We start from the raw sequence: 16,774 nt of genomic DNA, 5'->3' as shown, positions 1-16,774 counted from the left end.
GGCACCATGAGCACGAACACCTCCACCTCCCCCGACACCGCGATGCAAGGCCGCGTGGTGCTGATCACCGGCGCCAACACCGGCATAGGCCGCATCACCGCGCGCGAGCTGGCGCGCCGTGGCGCCAGGGTGTTTGCAGCCGGCCTGTCGCGCGAGCGCACGCAGCCACTGATGAACGAGGTGGCAGGCATTGCCGGTGCCACGCCCATCGAATGGTTGCCGCTGGACCTGGCCGACCTGGCCTCGGTACGCGCCTGTGCGCAGGCCTTTGTGGCGCGCGGCCTGCCGCTGCATGTGCTGATCAACAACGCCGGCCTGGCCGGGCAAAAGGGCGTGACCCGAGACGGCTTCGAACTGGCCTTTGGCGTCAACCACCTGGGCCACTTCCTGCTGACGCAGCTGCTGCTGGACACGCTGCGTGCCAGCGGACCGGCGCGGGTGGTCACCGTGGCCAGCCGCGCACACTACCGCTCCAAGGGGCTGGACTTTGCTGCGCTGCGCCAGAGCAAGCGTTCCCGCACCGGCATTGCCGAGTATTCGGACTCGAAACTGGCCAACGTGCTGTTCAGCGCCGAGCTGGCACGCCGGCTGGGTGGCAACAGCGGCATCACCACCTATTCGCTGCACCCTGGCGTGGTGGCCACCGACGTCTGGCGCCACGTGCCCTGGCCGCTGCGCCCGCTGATCAAGCTGCGCGGCATGATCACGCCGGAAGAAGGCGCGCTGACCACGCTGCACTGCGCCAGCGCGCCGGAGTTGGCCAGCCAGACCGGCCTGTATTACGACCGCTGCCAACCCAAGACGCCCAGCGCGCTGGCGCAGGATGTTGAGCTGGCCCGCTCGCTGTGGCAGCACAGCGAGCGCTTCGTGACGCAGTTCACCGGCTAGCAGTTCACTGGCCGATGGGCCGGCTTTCCTTTTGCCTAGACGCCGCCCTCAAGACGAACGTTTCGCACACGAAAACGCCCGTTTGCGTGTTGCCCGCTGAACGGCCCGCGCCCTAAAGTCTGGCGCAGCACATGCTGTGCGCCAGAAAGGAAATGCCGTGGGCGATTTGAGTGATGACGCGCTGGTCGTGATCGACATGCAGCAGGGTTTTGACAACGCCCGCTGGGGTCAGCGCAACAACCCGGCCGCGGAAGACAAGGGCCTGCGCCTGCTGGCGCACTGGCGGCGGCAAGGCCGCCCGGTGGTCTGGGTGCGGCATGACTCCACCGAACCCGGCTCCCCCCTGCAGCCCGGCACAGGAGGCCACCGCTTCAAGCCGGGGTTCGAGCCAGTGGCCGGCGAGCTGCTGGTGTCCAAGCAGGTCAACAGCGCCTTCATCGGCACCGGGCTGGAAGCGCACTTGCGCGAGCGTGGCATCGGCCGCATCACCGTGCTGGGGCTGACCACGGACCATTGCGTGTCCACCACGGTGCGCATGGGCGGCAATCTGGGCTTCGGCGTGACGCTGGTGGAAGACGCCTGCGCTTGCTTCGGCAAACGCGGGCCGCAGGGCCAGGCCGTGGATGCCCAGACGCTGCATCTGGCCCACATCACCAGCCTGGCGGGCGAGTTTGCCCGCGTCACCACCACCGAAGCCCTGCTCCACCTTGCCTGAAGGCACGCCCACCATGCGCACCCACCACACCCGCATTGCCGCCCTGCTGTTGGCCTGGGCACCCGTGATCGCCCTGGCCGGCCAGCAAGAACCGCCCACCGCCGCCAGGCCGGGCGACAATTTTTACCGCTATGCCAATGACGGTTGGCCCTCCGCGCCGCAGACAGCGGGTGACCCGGCACGCGACGGCATCTCCCCCATGCTGGCCGCGCGCAACCGTGAACGCGTGCAGAAATTGTTGACCGAGGTGGTGACCGCACCCAAGACGGCAGACGAGCAAAAAATCGGCGACTACCACGCCAGCCTGGCCACCGACGACCCCGTGAAAGCAACCAAGGCACTGGCCGCCGTGCAAACGGAACTGAAAGCCATCGCCGCGTGGAAGGACCGGCGGGCGCTGTCCCTGTGGTTGGCGCGGCACCTGAGCCTGGACGACGGCAGCAACACGCGGGTGGCGGGCCTGTTCGGCATCTGGGTGCACCAAGGCTTCCATGACCCGGACCACCACAGCGTGCACGTCACGCAAGGCGGCCTGGGCCTGTGGGACCGCGAGGTCTACCTCGGCAGCAACCCGGCGCAGGCCCAGGCCCGCGAGGCGTACCGCACACGCGCGGCGCGCCTGCTGGCGCTGGCCGGCCTGCCCGACCCGCAGCGCGGCGCCGACGCCGTGCTGGCGCTGGAGACCGCCATCGCCCACGCCCACGCCACGCGCGCCGACACCGACGACGTGCCCAAGACCGACAACAGCTGGCGCCGCGCAGACTTCGAGCGGCTGGCACCCGGCATCCCCTGGCCTGCCTTCTTCAGCGCGGCCGGGCTGGGCAAAGCCGCGCACTTCACCGTCTGGCAACCCGGCGCCGTCAAAGACGTGTCAGCCCTGGTCGCCCAGCAGCCGCTGGAGGCCTGGAAGGCCTATGCCACCTTCCACCTGCTGACGCACTACGCGCCGGTGCTGCCGCAGGCCTACCGCGATGGCGCAGCCAGCGAGCGCGATGCGCTGGCCACGGCAATGACCACGCAAGCCCTGGGCAACGCCATCGGCAAGGCCTACGCCGCGCGCCACTTCCCGCCACAGTCACAGCAGGCCGTGCACACGATGGTGGAGCGCCTACGCACCGCCTTTGGCCCGCGCATCGCGGCGCTGACCTGGCTGTCCGACAGCGGCAAGGCCATGGCGCAGCGCAAGTTGAGGACGCTGGCGCTGGGCCTGGGCTACCCCAAGACGTGGACGGACTACACCAGCCTGCGGGTGGTGCGCGGCGACGCCCACGGCAACCTGCGCCGCGCCGAAGCCTTTGCCTGGGCGCAAAGCCTGGCCAAGCTGAAGCGCCCCGTGGACCCGGCCGAGTGGGCGCTGCTGCCGCAAACCACCGGCGCCATTCTGAACTTCAGCCCCAACAGCATCCAGTTCGCCAGCGGCCTGTTCCAGCCGCCCTACTTCGACCCGCAGGGGGACATCGCGTCCAACTACGGCTCGGCCGGTGCCGGCCTGGCGCACGAGGTCAGCCACACGTTTGACGAACTGGGCCGCGACTACGACGACCGTGGCAACCTGCTGCAGTGGTGGAGCGCGGCGGACAGCGCCAACTACAAGGCTGCCGGCACGCTGCTGGCCGAGCAGATCGCCACCGAGTGCCCGCTGCCGGGCGTGTGCGTGAACAGCCCGCGCACGCTGGGCGAGAGCAGCGCCGACCTGGCCGGCCTGCATGCCGCGCACGACGCCTACCTGGCCGCGCTGGGCGGCAAGCCGGACGTGGTGATCAATGGGCTGAGCGGCGAACAGCGCTTCTTCATCGCCTTTGCCCGGCGCTGGCACAAGACGCTGACCGACGATGCGCTGAAGAAGTACCTCGCCACCGACACCCACCTGCCCCCCGAGAGCCGCGCCAATGCCGTGCGCCATGTCGACGCCTGGTACCAGGCGTTCAACATCCAGCCCGGCGACAAGCTGTACCTGCCGCCGGAGAAGCGTGCCCGCATCTGGTGATGCGAAATCCCCGCCGGGCCGCCCCAAGGGGATTTGCGGCCCCCTCGGGGGGCAGGGAGCTAGACGAAGTGAGCGACCGTGGGGGCTATCTAACTTGACTCCAGCACCAGTGACGACGACACCGAGGCGATGCCGGGGATGGCGGAAAAGCGATTCACCAGCTGGCCCAGCTCCGGCACGTCTTTCACGCTGACCAGCACATAGGCATCGATAGGCCCGGTGACCGAGTAATAGCTGACGATTTCGCGCCAAGGGCGAAACTGCGCCACCACCGGTTTGCAGGGCCGTTGGCTGAAGGTGATGGCCAGCAGAGCACTCACGCCCTGGTCGACCGGCACCTTGCCCAGCACCGCACGGTAGCCAATGATGACCCCCTCGCGCTCCAGCCGGGTGATGCGCGCCTGCACCGCCGTGCGTGACAGGCACACCGCCTTGGCCAGCGTGGTCAGACTGGCGCGGGCATCCTGCTGCAACAGCGTGACCAGCTTGTGGTCTGTGGCGTCGCGCAGGGCTCCAGTGGTCATGGCGGCATACTAGCCCATTCGCGGCCACAGGCAAAACGCCAAATGCTTTAAACTTTGGCGAACGCCTCACGCAGGCGGTGTAGCTTCGCTGATCGCGGCAGCCGCGCCAGGAGAGCCCAACACACACAGGTGCATCCATGAATACCACGCTGTTGTTGCAACTCTTTTCTCCGCCCCAAGACCCGTCGCTGCTGACCTACGGCTTCTACGACTGGCGGCTGGTCGGCCTTTCCGTGCTGATCGCCATCCTCACGTCCTGGATGGGCTTGTTGATGACCGGCCAGGCAGCCGCCACAGGCAGCCGCGGGCTGCGCGTGTTGGCCCTGCTGACCGGCAGCCTGGCCCTGGGCAGCGGCGTGTGGGCCATGCACTTCGTCGGCATGCTGGCCTTCAACCTGTGCGACGGCGTCAGCTTTGAGCCCACGCTGACCCTGCTGTCCATGTTGCCGAGCGTTGCGGCCTCATTCGTCGCGCTGTCGCTGATCGGGCGCCAGCGCATGGACCCGCGCGCGCTGTTGGTGGGCGGCGTGCTGGTGGGTGCCGGCATTGGCGCCATGCACTATGCCGGCATGGCGGCCATGCGCCTGCCGCTGGCACAGCGCTATGACCCGTGGATGTTTGGCCTGTCCATCATCGTGGCGGTGGTGCTGGCCACGCTGGCCTTGTGGGTGCGCTTTGGGCTGCGCAAGAACCTGGGCAAGCGCTTCAGCGAAAACTGGCTGCTGTTGTTCAGCGCCATCGTCATGGGTTGCGCCATTGCCGGCATGCACTACACCGGCATGGCGGCGGCCCGCTTCGTCGGCCGCGCTGCGCCGCCCAGCTTGACGGGTGGCATTGAGAACGCCACCTTCATCGCGCTGGCGGTGGCACTGATCACGGTGGCCTTCTCGGTGTTCGTGATGGCGGCCAACGGCCTGCTGCGCTACCGCGAGCTGTACCACCAGCTCAGCCAGAGCGAATCCTGGATGCGCGCGCTGCTGGCCACCGCCGTGGACGGCGTCATCACCATCGATGCCGACGGCGTGGTTCAGACCTTCAACGCGGCGGCGGAACGGATTTTCGGCTGGTCGCAGCAGGAGATGGTGGGGCGCAACGTCCGACAGCTGATCGTGAACGCGGAGCAGTCGGAGCACGACGGCATCCTCAACTACCTGCGCGCCGACAGCGGCCAGGTGTCCGGCCAGAGTCGGGAAGTACTGGGGCGGCGCAAGGACGGCAGCATCGTGGCCATACGCAACGCCTACGGCCACGCCAACCTGGGCGATCGCAAGCTGTTCGTCTGCTTCATCACCGACCTGAGCGAGCGCAAGGCGATAGAGCAGGCCTTGCGCGACAGCGAACAGCAGCTGCGCTCGCTGATCGCCAACATCCCCGGCATCTGCTATCGCAGCATGATCGCGCAGGACTGGCCGCTGATTTTCATCAGCGACGCGGTGGAGCGCATCACCGGCTATCCGGCAGACGATTTCGTTGGCTATGCGCCCCCTCGCTGCTACCGGCAACTGATCCACGCCGACGACCGCGCGCGCGTCAGCGAGGCCATCACCAAGGCGGTGGAAGGCGGCCAGTCCTTCCAGGTCGAATACCGCCTGCAGCACCGCGACGGCAGCATCTGCTGGCAGTGGGAAATCGGCAGCGTGGTGCGTGACGACCAGGGGCAGATCAAATGGTTCGACGGTGTGGTGCTCGACATCAGCGAACGCCGGCAGATGGAAGAAGACCTGCGCGATGCCAAGGACCGGGCCGAGCAGGCGGCGGTTGCCCGCGCGGCCTTCCTGGCCAACATGAGCCACGAGATCCGCACGCCGATGAACTCCATACTCGGCTTCACCGACGTCATGCTGCTGGAGGAGCTGGCCCCGGTGCAGCGCCGCCACCTGGAAACGGTGCGCCGCGCCGCCGGCTCGCTGTTGCGCCTGCTCAACGAAGTACTGGACACCGCCAAGCTGGACAAGGGCGCGGTGGAGCTGGAGCTGGCCGACTTCAACATGCTGGCCTTGATCGACGAGTTGTCGTCCACGCTGGGTGCCACCGCCCGCAGCAAGGGCTTGAGCCTGCACATCGACTACGACAGCCGGCTGCCCATCAGCTTCCACGGCGACGAATTGCGGGTGCGCCAGGTGCTGACCAACCTGCTGGGCAACGCCGTCAAATTCACCGAGCACGGCAGCGTCACACTGAGCGTGACGCCCATGCAGGAGCAGTTGCACATCACCATCACCGACACCGGCATAGGCATTGCCGCGGAACGCCTGCACGCCATCTTCGACCCGTTCACGCAGGCCGACGCCTCCATGAGCCGGCGCTTCGGCGGCACCGGCCTGGGCACCACCATCAGCAAGCAACTGGTGGAGCTGATGGGCGGGCGTATCTGGGCCGAAAGCGTGATCGGCGAGGGCAGCCGCTTTCACGTGCAACTGCCACTGGCGGCGGCCCGCAACACGGCGGGCACGCCGTCCGAGCCACGGCTGGCGGTGACGCTGCCGCCGCTGCGCATCCTGATCGTTGACGACGTGCCGCAAAACCTGGAGCTGCTGGCGCTGCTGCTGGGCAAACAAGGGCACACGGTGCTGTCCGCCGGCGACGGCTCGGTGGCGGTGGACGTGGCGCGCAGCGGCAAGATTGATCTGGTCCTGATGGATGTGCAAATGCCCAACCTGAACGGCCTGGACGCCACGCGGCAGATCCGCGCCAACGAGGCCGCTGCGGGCACGCCGCGCGTGCCGGTGATTGCCATGACCGCCAGCGTGCTCGACGCCGACCGCCACGCCGCCAGCGATGCCGGCATGGACGGCTTTGCCACCAAACCCATAGACCTGCCGGCACTGACCAGCGAGATCGCCTACGTGCTGGGCCTGGCGGCGCCGTCGCCGCACGAGGACGGCGTGGCCGGTGCGCCGCAGGTGCTGGCTTTCGCAACGGCGCTGCAGCGCTGGGGTGGCGAGCGCGCGCCCTACCTGCGCGCACTGCGTGCCTTCAGCGCCGAGCTGAGCAATGCCGAGCGCGCGCTGGCCGGCATGATTGCCGCCAACAGCCGCGCGGTGGTGCGACAGCGCGCGCACCGCTTGCGCGGTACGGCGGCCAACCTGGGGCTGGACCAGTTGGCGCACACGCTGGCGCAACTGGAGCAGGCCGCAACCGACGGCCATGCGCTGCCCACGGCGTTGACCGACGAGCTGGCGGGCGCCTGGGCCACGGCGCAGGCGGCCATCACCACCGCGCTGGCGGCCGACCCGATGCCGGTGGCGAGTGGCGCCGCGCTGCCGCGCCCGCTGGACGCCGCCGAGGTGCAGGCGCTGGGCGCCACGCTGAAGCAGGCTTTCGCGCGCGGCGCGCTGGACGACGCGGTCTTTGCGCGCCTGACGGCGGCGCTGACCGGCCATGTGGCGGCAACGCGGCTGGGCTCGCTGCAAAAGGCCCTGGACGACTTTGACTTCGCGCACGCGCAAACCCTGCTGGCCGGCCTGTTGGCGGACTGCCCGCAGCCTTCCTCCGCCAAGTGACCATGACGCTTCCCACCGCCCTCGCGCCGCGCATCCTGGTGGTTGACGACGAATCGACCAACCTGCAACTGCTGCGCCAGATCCTGCAAGACCAGTACCGGCTGTCGTTCGCCAAGGACGGCGCGCGCGCGCTGGAGCTGGTGGGCAGCGAACGCCCGGACCTGGTGCTGCTGGACGTGATGATGCCCGGCATGACCGGCTACGAGGTGTGCCGGCGGCTGAAGGCCGATCCGCTGACGGCCACCATACCGGTGATCTTTGTCACCGCGCTGATGGACACGGCCGACGAGCTCGCTGGTTTCGAGGTCGGTGCGGTGGACTTTCTGACCAAGCCGGTCAGCCCGCCCGTCGTCAAGGCGCGGGTGCGCACCCACCTGTCACTGGTGCACCTGGACGAGCTGCGCGAAACCCGGCTGCAGATCGTGCAGCGGCTGGGTCTGGCGGCCGAGTACAAGGACAACGAAACCGGCCTGCACGTGATCCGCATGAGCCACTATGCGCGCATCCTGGGCCTGGCAGCCGGCTTGAGCGCGGCACAGGCTGATGATTTGCTGATCGCCGCGCCCATGCACGATGTCGGCAAGATCGGCATCCCCGACCGCATCCTGCAAAAGGCCGGGCCGCTGGATGCGCAGGAATGGGCGGTGATGCAGACGCACGCCGCCATCGGCGCCCACATCATTGGCCAGCATGACCACGGCATGCTGGCCATGGCGCGTGACATTGCGGCCACCCACCACGAAAAATGGGACGGCAGCGGCTATCCCAATGGGCTGGCGGGCGAGGCCATTCCGCTGATGGGGCGCATTGTGGCGATTGCCGACGTGTTTGACGCGCTGACAACGGTGCGGCCCTACAAACAGGCCTGGGCCGTCGAGAGCGCGGTCGATTACCTGCGCGGGCAGCGCGGCAAGCACTTTGATCCGGCCCTGGTGGACCTGTTCATCGCGCAACTGCCGGAGGTATTGAAGGTGATGGAGCAATGGGCTGAACAGCCGGTAACGGCTTAGCCAGGGAGGCGTCATGCAACAGGGCCCAACGCCCACCGAGCACAACCTCGGCCAACCCGGTGAATCCCCCGCGTCGCCCACGATGGCCGCGCGGGCCGACCAGATGTTCCCCATCCTGGCTGATGCGGAGCTCGCCCGCATGGCGCGCTTCGGCGTGCCGGTGCACTTTGCCAAGGGCGCCCGCCTGGTCCAGGCGGGTGAGCCCAGCCCGGGGATGATCCTGCTGCTGTCGGGCTCGGTGACCATCACGCTGCGCGATGGCCTCGGCCACGTGACGTCCATCGGGCGTCACGGTCCAGGGGAGTTCCTGGCCGAAGTGGGTCAACTCTCAGGCGCGCCCGCGCTGGTGGATGCGCATGCCGACGAAGACATCGAAGCCCTGCTCATCACCCCCGACAAGCTGCGGCAGGTGCTGGTGGCGGAGGCGGAGCTGGGCGAGCGCATCACCCGCGCACTCATCCTGCGGCGTGTGGCGCTGATCGAAAGCTCGGCCAGCGGCGCGATTCTGGTGGGCCACGCGCATGACGCGGCCGTGGTGCGCATGCAAACCTTCTTGCGCCGCAACGGGCAACCGCATCAGGTCTTCACGCCAGACCATGCGGAGGTGCGCGACATCTGGCGGCAATACGAGGGCCGGCACCCCAGCCTGCTGGCGATCTGCCCCAGCGGCTCCGTGTTGGTCGACCCGGAGGAAGCCCAGTTGGCTGCCTGCATGGGGCTGGTGCCGTCCGGCCCGGTGGACAAGGAGTACGACGTGGCGGTGATCGGCGCCGGCCCCGCCGGTCTGGCCACCGCCGTCTACGCCGCCAGCGAGGGCCTGGCAGTGGTGGTGCTGGACTGCCGCTACTTCGGCGGCCAGGCCGGTGCCAGCGCTCGGATTGAGAACTACCTGGGCTTCCCCACCGGCATCTCGGGCCAGGCGCTGGCCGGCCGCGCCTACGTGCAGGCGCAAAAATTTGGCGCCGACATCTTCATACCGGCCAAAGTCACCGCGCTGGACTGCCCCCCTGCCGCCGGCGCGAGAAAGCGGCTGCGCCTGAGTGACGGGCGCGTCATCAAGGCCAAGACGGTGGTCATCGCCACTGGCGCGCGCTACCGCCGCCCGGAGGCCGTGAATGTGGCCACCCTGGAAGGGCGCGGCATCTGGTATTGGGCGTCGCCGATTGAAGCCAAGCTGTGCCAAAACGAGCATGTGGTGCTGGTCGGTGGTGGCAACTCGGCCGGCCAGGCCGCCGTGTACCTGAGCGCGCATGCTGCGAAGGTGACCATGCTGGTGCGGGGCGCCGGCCTGTCAGCCACCATGTCACGCTACCTGATCGACCGCATCGCCGCCACGCCCACCATAGAGCTGTTGGTGCGCCGGGAGATCGCCGAGCTTCACGGCGATATCGCGGCCGGCCTGCAGGGCTTGACGCTGGTCTGCCTCAACACCGGTGCGCGGACCGAAGTGGCCACCCGCAACCTCTTCCTGTTCATCGGCGCCACGCCCGAAACCGAGTGCCTGAGCGGGTGCCCGGTGGACATGGACCGCAGCGGGTTTGTGGTCACTGCCGGCGAGGGCCGGGCCGCGCTGGAGTCCAGCATCCCCGGCGTCTTCGCCATTGGGGATGTACGGTCCACATCCACCAAGCGCGTGGGCGCGGCCATTGGCGAAGGTGCCAACGTGGTGGCGCAAATTCATCAATACCTGGAGCGGACCCAGTCCGGCGCCACAGCATAAGAAGAGAGCCGCGCCATGAGCATCAAGCCCTGCGAACATGTTCCCGCCACAGTGCCACCATTGCCGCAAGAGCGCGTGTGCGAAGACTGCGTGCGCATGGGCGGACGCTGGCTCCACCTGCGCATGTGCCTGCACTGCGGGCATGTGGGGTGCTGCGACGATTCGCCGAACCAACATGCGTCCAAGCACTACGCCACAAGCGGCCACCCTGTCATACGCTCTATTGAGCCCGGAGAGAGCTGGCAATGGTGCTACGCGCATCAGCGCCAGGTGGGCTAGCCGACAGCCCTCAGGCCGTCAAAGCCTGCAGGTGGAGCATCGCGCGCGCATAGCGCCGGCCCAATTCGCGGGCGGAACTGGCGTCGAAGTGCAGCCTGTCCCCCTTGTGCGCCAAGCCATCAGCCCCCACAAAGACCACCGACGGCGTGCTGGCGGCGACTGCACGGTGAACGTCATCAATGTGCTTCCACCACAGGTTCGGCGCCGCGTCAGGCCATTGGCCAAGCTGCCCGATGGCAAATGGCAAGTCCGCGCTGTTCAGCACGGCGCGAATGCGTTGAATCAGCGAGCGCAGACGCGGCTCATACGCCGGTGCGTCCTGCGGATTCGCATCGGCCTCCCCCTGGTGCCAGAGCACGCCCCGCCAGGTGCCTGCCGGCGAAGCGGCTTGCACCCTGCTGAGCATGTCGTCGAAAGGGTGGGTGCCAGTTTCCGGGTGCGCGGCGCCCGGTTCCCAGCATGCAATGGAAGAGCCCCCCACTGCGCAAGGCACCAGGCCAATGTGCGCGCCGGGTGATGCCTGTGCCATAGCCGCACCAAACGTCTTTCCCGGCCCGACACCCACCAGGTCCGGCTTGTCATCGTGCAGGGGGTCGACCGCGGGCTTCCACGCCGCCCAACGGTCAAGGAACTCGACACGCCCATGCGCCAGCTTGTCCATGGCTTCGACCGCCCCTCTTCCCGCCATGTTGGACTGCCCAACGAGCAGATACAAGTCGCGCATGTGGCGGGGCGCCTCTACAGTGGGACGGCATGCGCCAGCAACTGGTCGGTCTTCATGGCAATGCCCAGGCCCGGCGCAGTGGGTGCAAACAGGTGGCCGTTCTTGACCTCAATGGGCTGCTCCAGAATGGCATTGCCGATCGGGTTGCGGCCAATCCAGTATTCGCACACCATGGCGTTGGGCATGGCAACGGCAAGGTGCGCGCTGGCCGCGATGTGGATCGCAGAGCCAATGCTCACGTGCGGTTGGAAGGCGATGCCGAAGCAGTCCGCCAGCTCGGCGATGCGCCGGCACTCGGTGATGCCGCCGGCTCGGCACACGTCGGGCTGCACCAGGTCAATGGCCTGGTTGCGGATCAGCTCCACGGTCTCATGGCGGCTCATGATCGAGTCCAAGGCGATGGGCATGGCCAGCGCCTTGGCCAGCTCGGCGTAACCCTCGACATCTTCAGGCGGTATCGGCATCTCAAAAAAACCGACCCCCAGATCCTGCAACTCAAAACCCAGACGCAGCGCGTCCGCGCGGGAATACACCCCTGCGGCGTCCGCATAGATGGCAAAGTTGTCTCCCATGCGGTCACGAATGGCGCGCACGCAGCGCAAATCGCCTTTGACCCCTCTGCCGATGGCCATCTTGACGCCCGTGTAGCCGGCGGCCTGCAGCGCAGCGGCTTCATCGGCAAGCGCGGCGATCGCTTCCTCAGGCGCATCCAGGGGCAGTGAGGGGATGCCAGAGGCATACACGCGGATGGACTCGCGAAACCTGCCGCCCAGCAATGTGGAGATGGGTGCGTTGGCGGCTTGCGCGGCCAGGTCCCACAGCGCGATGTCCACGCCAGCGATGGCCTCCAGGTAAAAACCGGCACGGTGTCCACGCACCCGCATGCCGGCGTACATCTTTTCCCACAGCACCGTGGTCTCCCTCGGGTCCGCGCCCAGCACGACATCGCGCAGCAGCAGCTCCACAATCCTCGCGGTGGCTTGCGGTGCCACGGGTGCCTTGCACTCGCCCCAGCCCACCATGCCGTTGTCGGCCTCGATCCGGACGATGACGCAGTCAATGCTCTTGGAGTAGAGAAACTTGCGCCGCAGCGGCACGGGGTATTGGGTGGACAACTCCACCTGGCCTGCGGACTGCTCTGCCCCCCAGGCGCGGCTGCCCCAATAGGCACGGTCATCCGTTTGCTTGGCCTGGATGGCAAAGGCATCCACCTTGACGATCTTCATGCTGTGTCCTGAGTGAGTGCGAGCAGCAACGGGCCTTGCCCCCATGGAAAAACGCCAAACGGCCGCGTGGCATAGATGGCCAGTGCGCCCACCGGGGTGGCTTCGCTGACCAGTTGCAGTGCGCCGTTGGCATCAACCTGGTCCAGCATGGCCGCGCGGGCACGCCGTGCCATGTCGCCGTATTCCTGCCGGTCCAGCAAGCCGTGTTCAAACGCCTCTTGCAAGGCATACGCGGCCATGGCCGCGAGCGTGGACTCCAGATAGGTCTCCGGCCGGTCGACCACGGTGTGCCACAGCCCCTGCGGGTGCTGATGCCGCTTCAGCGCTGCGGCCAGCAGCGCGGTGCGGTCGCGCAGTTCTGCAAAGCCAGGGTGGTTGCGCGGCAGGATCGCCAGCGTGTCCACCAGCCCCATCAGCGCCCAGCCGTTGCCACGGGCCCAGAGTTCCCCGTTGCGGCCGCTGTCCTTCTCGAAGCCATGTGACAGCAAGCCATCGTCATGCTGCAGCGTGCGCGCATAGCCCAACAGTTCCTGCACGCCCTGGTCGGTGAATGCCGCCTCGCCGGTGTGCCGGCCCAGCGCCGCCAGGAAAGGCCCGTCCACGTCCATGCAGTCGACCCAGATCTGGTGACGCCAGCCCTGCGTGTCGGGCCGGTGGCAGCGTGCGCCATGGGGTCCGGGCGCGAAGTGGGCGTGCAAATGCGCCATCTTGCGTGCGGCCTCCAGGAAGGCCGGGTCGCCGGTGCGCTGGTGCATGTCCATCAGTTCGCGGCCGGCGCCCACATGGTCCTCCGGGCTCCTGGCCACGCCACGCCCCAACCAGCTGCGCAGGATGCCGTGCACAAACCCGAACGGCGCCTCGTCGCCCAACACATCCCCCGCGCGCAACAGGCCCCTGAGGCTGATGGCCTCGCCAAAACCCCAGACGCGGTAGTTCCAGGTCATGGTCGTGTTGGCGACTTTTCGAAGCAGGTCCAGATCGTTGTGTCGCATGGCGCTTGGCATCAACAAGGCGGCCCATCTGGGGCCTAGGTATTCAGCTTGATCGCAAACAGCCCGCCCGAACCAGGCGCCTGGGCAATCTGGTCAAGGCTGAGCCGCATGCGGGACGTGGACGCATACAGCGTGCCCTGGGCATCCAGGCACACGCTGCTGACGTGCGGCGCCGGCAGGGCCACTGTGCGCAGCAGCCCACCATTGGCCGCGATCTGCACCACGCAGCTGCCGCCCCACATGGCCACCCAGAACGTGCCGCCGTCGCCCAAGGCCATGCCATCGGGCTTGCCGGGGATGCCCATGAAGTCGGTCAGCACGTGCGGTTCGCCCAATGTCCCGCGTTCGATGTCCGCAGGAAAGGCCAGCAGTGTGCGCGCCTGGGTGTCCAGCACGAACAGCGTCTTGCCATCCGGGCTGAACTTCATGCCGTTGGGCGCGCCCAGGCCCTGCGCCACCTGGCGGCAAGCTGCGGCAGCGGTGGGCGCGTAGAACAACGCCCCCGTCGTGGCCAGCAAACCCTTGTGCATGGAGCCGGCCCACAAGCCGCCCAAAGGGTCCACCGCCATGTCATTGAAGCGGCAGCCCGGTGCCTGCGCGGCGGCAGGCCCTTTGGCGACCACGCCCGTGTTCGAATCAACAGTGCAAAAGCCCTCGTCCACCGTACCGGCCAAATGGCCCGCAGGCAACGCGGCGATGGACCAAACAGCAAAAGGCAACCCGGTACGCGTCACCACACCACTCGGCAGGCTGGCCGTCATCAATCGCTTCTGCAACGGGTCGACCCAACGGATCGCCCCGCCGTTGTTCACCACACAAGGTGCCTCGCCAATCAGCGCCTCAGGGTTGCAGACCAGGCTCACGCGCTTCACAGGCCCGCCATGCCCCATGGCGGCCAGCAGCGCCTTGGCCGACGCCCCAACCTGGGCAGCCGTGTTGCCAGGCCGGTAGATTTCCGAGCCGATGCCGAACACGGTGGCGCCAGCCGCCAGCAGCTCTTCCTGGTTGTGGACACCCACCCCCCCCACGGCGACAACCCGCACATCCTTGGGCAGCACGGCGCGCATGGCAGACAGCGCCGAGGCATTGCCCCCTGCGGGAAAGAACTTCACATAGCGCGCGCCATGCTCAATGGCCACGAAGGCTTCGGACGCCGTCTGAAACCCCGGCATGGCCACCATGCCGGCGGCCACGGCGCCCCGGATCACCTCTGGGTTCGTGTTGGGCGACACGCACAAGGCCGCCCCGCACTGGGCCAGTTGCGCCACCTGGGCCGGGGTTGTCACGGTGCCGCCACCAATCACCATCCGGTCGCCGAACCGCGCCACCAGCATCGCGATGGTCTCGAAGGGCTTGGGCGAATTCAGCGGCACCTCGGCGATGCGGATGCCCGCGTCATAGAGTGCCGTCACCACACCTTCAGCTTCATCCAGCGTGATCCCCCGCAGGATGGCCACCAGCGGCGCCGCTTGCAGCGCCGCTTCCAGGCGCTCCAGATGCGATGGGGCGCTGCTGCTCATGCGCAGGCACCATGCAGCGCTCGAAAGCCTGCAAGGCAGGCATCTTTCGAGACCACGAAGTGGCTTTGGATGCCCATGGCTTCGAGCGCACCGGCGTACAAGGCGCACAAAGGCCCGTTGCCGATCAACGGGATGGTGGCGCCCTGCAGGTGCGGGTACATCGCCAGCGCATCCGCAATTTCCGAGCCTATCAGCAGGCCGCGGATGTAGGACGCGGCATCCCGCCGCAGCAGCTCGCCGCGTATGACTTTGGCGCGCGCACCAAACAACAAGGTGCCAAGCCCCAGTTGACGCTCGCGCCCCAGGCGCACACCGTCCTGGAAGGCATCGTTCAGCCCCGCCTCGCCCTCGACGATGGAGGCCAGCAGACCGGCCGCCGTCAAGCGGTCAAACATCTCCCCGGACATGCTGGTGAAGAAGTCGAGAATCCGGCCAGCGCTGAACATGGCCCACTTGGTGTGCGTGCCCGGCAGGGCCACCATGCCGTCGAAACCCGACTGCAGCGCCGAGAAGCCAAACAGTTCAATCTCCTCGCCGCGCAGAATGTCCGGCCCGCCGTCATGCGCGCGCTTGCAGGTGACGCCGGGGACGATGCGCACCGGCACCTGGCCGATCTGCGCCGCCACCGTGGCCCCGGCAATCTCTGCCAGGCCGGCTGGCGCCATGGCATAAGGCACTTCCTGCCAGCCGATGTTCGAGCCGATCATGCCGCTGGCATACACCTGCCCGTGGCCAGGCCAGCGCGCATGCAGCTCCTCAATCAGGCTCGCCATACCGGCCTTGTCCAGCCCGCTGACGCCAGCCGGCTTCGACCATTCGTCCAACAAGGCGCCGTCGGCGGCGATGCGGTAAGCGCGGAAATTGGAGCTGCCCCAATTCACCCCAACAAACTCGTTGGCCATCCCTTCACCTGCGTGTGACACTGGCGCCTCCGTCGATGGGCATGATGGCGCCGGTGATCCAGGCCGAGCGATCGGAGGCCAAAAACAACGCAAGCTGCGCCACCTCCTCCGGCTGGCCAAAGCGCGCCAGCGGATGGCGGTGGACGTTTTGCGCCAGCGCGGCCAGGCCCTCGGGCGTGGTGCCATACGAAGCCCGCAGCATCGGCGTGTCGATGGACGCGGGGGCGATCGCGTTGACGCGTATGCCCTCCCCGGCCAGCTCCAGGGCGGCCGTTTTCGTCAGGTTGTTGAGGGCCGCCTTCGAGGCGGCGTAAGCCGCCAGCGTGGGCGTTGCAAAGTCGGCATTGATCGATGACAGCAAAATGATGGAACCCTTCTTCCTGCTCCGCATGGCCGGCACGCACCACTGGATCAGCTGCACGGCGCTGATGACGTTGACGTTGTAAACCGCGGCAAAGGCGCTGGGCGGGGTGTCCAGGCAGCTGCCCTTGCCGGGCATGGCGGCCGCGTGCACCACCACGTCCGGCATGCCGAACTCCGCCTCCACACGCGCCAGGGTGGCGGCGAGCTGGCCCTCGTTGGCCAGGTCCACCGGACAGTTGCAATCCGTCCCCGTCACCGGGTTGATGTCCAGCCCGGCGACCAGGGCCCCCTGCTCGATGAACAACTTGCAGATGGCAGCACCGATGCCGCTCGCCGCGCCGGTGACCAGGATCCGCCTGTCGCTGAGTTCAGATGAAGACATGCCCGCTTTCCTTCGTGCTCACCTGATTCTCACACTCCC

At 67.6% G+C, this 16,774-nt stretch carries 14 protein-coding genes; 7 read left to right on the top strand and 7 right to left on the bottom strand.

The genetic code is table 11. The features are described from left to right. Positions 1-6: 6 nt before the first annotated feature. The 3 genes from AC1DX2_RS13355 (at position 7) to AC1DX2_RS13345 (ending at position 3,590) form a co-directional block, all read left to right on the top strand. Positions 7-888 (top strand): SDR family oxidoreductase, encoded by an 882-nt coding sequence (locus AC1DX2_RS13355; protein ID WP_477196848.1) that lies wholly within the window; start codon positions 7-9, stop codon positions 886-888. Positions 889-1,045: 157 nt separating this feature from the next. Beyond that, the gene (locus AC1DX2_RS13350) at positions 1,046-1,603 is read left to right on the top strand and encodes a cysteine hydrolase family protein (protein ID WP_477196847.1); all 558 of its coding nucleotides are present in this window, start codon (positions 1,046-1,048) and stop codon (positions 1,601-1,603) included. A 13-nt stretch (positions 1,604-1,616) separates the two neighbouring features. Next, a complete protein-coding gene (locus AC1DX2_RS13345) occupies positions 1,617-3,590 on the top strand; it encodes a M13 family metallopeptidase (protein ID WP_477196846.1) in 1,974 nt (657 codons plus the stop codon). Positions 3,591-3,679: 89 nt separating this feature from the next. Here AC1DX2_RS13345 and AC1DX2_RS13340 read toward each other — a convergent pair whose 3' ends face one another. Then, positions 3,680-4,114, bottom strand: coding sequence for an Lrp/AsnC family transcriptional regulator (locus tag AC1DX2_RS13340; protein ID WP_477196845.1), 435 nt, complete (start codon positions 4,112-4,114; stop codon positions 3,680-3,682). 137 nt (positions 4,115-4,251) lie between these two features. Between AC1DX2_RS13340 and AC1DX2_RS13335 the strand changes: the two genes are divergently transcribed. The 4 genes from AC1DX2_RS13335 to AC1DX2_RS13320 are packed head-to-tail and all read left to right on the top strand — an operon-like array spanning position 4,252 to position 10,626. Next, positions 4,252-7,617, top strand: coding sequence for an MHYT domain-containing protein (locus AC1DX2_RS13335; protein ID WP_477196844.1), 3,366 nt, complete (start codon positions 4,252-4,254; stop codon positions 7,615-7,617). A 2-nt stretch (positions 7,618-7,619) separates the two neighbouring features. Continuing rightward, entirely contained in the window at positions 7,620-8,627 is a 1,008-nt protein-coding gene (locus AC1DX2_RS13330; RefSeq protein ID WP_477196843.1) for a response regulator, read from the top strand. A 13-nt stretch (positions 8,628-8,640) separates the two neighbouring features. Then, on the top strand, positions 8,641-10,347 hold the full coding sequence (locus AC1DX2_RS13325) for an FAD-dependent oxidoreductase (RefSeq protein ID WP_477196842.1): 1,707 nt from the start codon (positions 8,641-8,643) through the stop codon (positions 10,345-10,347). Positions 10,348-10,362: 15 nt separating this feature from the next. Continuing rightward, positions 10,363-10,626, top strand: coding sequence for a UBP-type zinc finger domain-containing protein (locus AC1DX2_RS13320; RefSeq protein WP_477196841.1), 264 nt, complete (start codon positions 10,363-10,365; stop codon positions 10,624-10,626). A 10-nt stretch (positions 10,627-10,636) separates the two neighbouring features. Here AC1DX2_RS13320 and AC1DX2_RS13315 read toward each other — a convergent pair whose 3' ends face one another. The 6 genes from AC1DX2_RS13315 to AC1DX2_RS13290 are packed head-to-tail and all read right to left on the bottom strand — an operon-like array spanning position 10,637 to position 16,735. Next, positions 10,637-11,350 carry a sialate O-acetylesterase gene (locus tag AC1DX2_RS13315; protein ID WP_477196840.1) on the bottom strand — a complete coding sequence of 238 codons (714 nt, stop codon included), beginning with the start codon at positions 11,348-11,350 and terminating at the stop codon, positions 10,637-10,639. Positions 11,351-11,364: 14 nt separating this feature from the next. Then, on the bottom strand, positions 11,365-12,576 hold the full coding sequence (locus AC1DX2_RS13310; protein WP_477196839.1) for a mandelate racemase/muconate lactonizing enzyme family protein: 1,212 nt from the start codon (positions 12,574-12,576) through the stop codon (positions 11,365-11,367). Then, the gene (locus tag AC1DX2_RS13305) at positions 12,573-13,568 is read right to left on the bottom strand and encodes a glycoside hydrolase family 88 protein (protein ID WP_477196838.1); all 996 of its coding nucleotides are present in this window, start codon (positions 13,566-13,568) and stop codon (positions 12,573-12,575) included. The genes AC1DX2_RS13310 and AC1DX2_RS13305 overlap by 4 nt, the downstream gene beginning before the upstream one ends. A 35-nt stretch (positions 13,569-13,603) precedes the next feature. Continuing rightward, on the bottom strand, positions 13,604-15,088 hold the full coding sequence (locus AC1DX2_RS13300; RefSeq protein WP_477196837.1) for a 2-dehydro-3-deoxy-6-phosphogalactonate aldolase: 1,485 nt from the start codon (positions 15,086-15,088) through the stop codon (positions 13,604-13,606). Next, positions 15,085-15,990 carry a 2-dehydro-3-deoxygalactonokinase gene (locus tag AC1DX2_RS13295; protein ID WP_477196836.1) on the bottom strand — a complete coding sequence of 302 codons (906 nt, stop codon included), beginning with the start codon at positions 15,988-15,990 and terminating at the stop codon, positions 15,085-15,087. The genes AC1DX2_RS13300 and AC1DX2_RS13295 overlap by 4 nt, the downstream gene beginning before the upstream one ends. A gap of 4 nt (positions 15,991-15,994) precedes the next feature. After that, positions 15,995-16,735 carry an SDR family NAD(P)-dependent oxidoreductase gene (locus AC1DX2_RS13290; RefSeq protein WP_477196835.1) on the bottom strand — a complete coding sequence of 247 codons (741 nt, stop codon included), beginning with the start codon at positions 16,733-16,735 and terminating at the stop codon, positions 15,995-15,997. Between the last annotated feature and the right edge of the window lie 39 nt (positions 16,736-16,774).

Source organism: Hylemonella sp. P2_B10 (assembly GCF_056404875.1).
This window is presented reverse-complemented; position numbering and strand designations above follow the sequence as displayed.

Bases quoted from the DNA above. Each gene is read 5' to 3' on its own strand.
- AC1DX2_RS13355 (WP_477196848.1), top strand. From the start codon at position 7: ATGAGCACGAACACCTCCACCTCCCCCGACACCGCGATGCAAGGCCGC.
- AC1DX2_RS13345 (WP_477196846.1), top strand. From the start codon at position 1,617: ATGCGCACCCACCACACCCGCATTGCCGCCCTGCTGTTGGCCTGGGCA.
- AC1DX2_RS13340 (WP_477196845.1), bottom strand. From the start codon at position 4,114: ATGACCACTGGAGCCCTGCGCGACGCCACAGACCACAAGCTGGTCACG.
- AC1DX2_RS13335 (WP_477196844.1), top strand. From the start codon at position 4,252: ATGAATACCACGCTGTTGTTGCAACTCTTTTCTCCGCCCCAAGACCCG.
- AC1DX2_RS13330 (WP_477196843.1), top strand. From the start codon at position 7,620: ATGACGCTTCCCACCGCCCTCGCGCCGCGCATCCTGGTGGTTGACGAC.
- AC1DX2_RS13325 (WP_477196842.1), top strand. From the start codon at position 8,641: ATGCAACAGGGCCCAACGCCCACCGAGCACAACCTCGGCCAACCCGGT.
- AC1DX2_RS13320 (WP_477196841.1), top strand. From the start codon at position 10,363: ATGAGCATCAAGCCCTGCGAACATGTTCCCGCCACAGTGCCACCATTG.
- AC1DX2_RS13315 (WP_477196840.1), bottom strand. From the start codon at position 11,350: ATGCGCGACTTGTATCTGCTCGTTGGGCAGTCCAACATGGCGGGAAGA.
- AC1DX2_RS13310 (WP_477196839.1), bottom strand. From the start codon at position 12,576: ATGAAGATCGTCAAGGTGGATGCCTTTGCCATCCAGGCCAAGCAAACG.
- AC1DX2_RS13305 (WP_477196838.1), bottom strand. From the start codon at position 13,568: ATGCGACACAACGATCTGGACCTGCTTCGAAAAGTCGCCAACACGACC.
- AC1DX2_RS13300 (WP_477196837.1), bottom strand. From the start codon at position 15,088: ATGAGCAGCAGCGCCCCATCGCATCTGGAGCGCCTGGAAGCGGCGCTG.
- AC1DX2_RS13295 (WP_477196836.1), bottom strand. From the start codon at position 15,990: ATGGCCAACGAGTTTGTTGGGGTGAATTGGGGCAGCTCCAATTTCCGC.
- AC1DX2_RS13290 (WP_477196835.1), bottom strand. From the start codon at position 16,735: ATGTCTTCATCTGAACTCAGCGACAGGCGGATCCTGGTCACCGGCGCG.